The 351-nt window shown below is 36.2% G+C and carries 1 protein-coding gene; it reads left to right on the top strand.

Translation table 11 applies throughout. The features are described from left to right. Positions 1 to 80: 80 nt before the first annotated feature. The coding region (rpsT, locus tag FC65_RS11210) for a 30S ribosomal protein S20 (RefSeq protein ID WP_156408658.1) at positions 81 to 351 on the top strand (271 nt) is incomplete at its 3' end.

Raw genomic sequence — 351 nt, 5'->3', positions numbered from 1 at the left:
TAAATGTTACAAACTAGCACCACACGTATGTTAAATTTAAATGATTACCTAATGGAATCACAACAAGTGAGGTGACTTCGATGCCAATTATTAAATCCGCAATGGAACGTGTTAAAACAAACGAAAAAGCTAGTGCTCGTAATTCTGCTCAATTAAGCCAAATGCGTAGTGCAGTTAAAAAGTTTGAAACTGCCAAGACAGCAGGGGCTGATAATGTTGAAGAATTATTCAACCAAGCAGTTTCTGCAGTTGATAAGGCTTATTCAAAAGGCTTGATCAAAGCTAATAAAGCTGCCCGTGATAAATCAAGAATGGCTGCTCGTTTAGCTAATAAAACTGTAAAAAACGTTA

The organism is Ligilactobacillus acidipiscis DSM 15836, from assembly GCF_001435755.1.
GTDB lineage: Bacteria > Bacillota > Bacilli > Lactobacillales > Lactobacillaceae > Ligilactobacillus > Ligilactobacillus acidipiscis.
The sequence above is the reverse complement of the archived record's forward strand: the minus strand, read 5'-3'. Positions and strand labels throughout refer to the sequence as shown.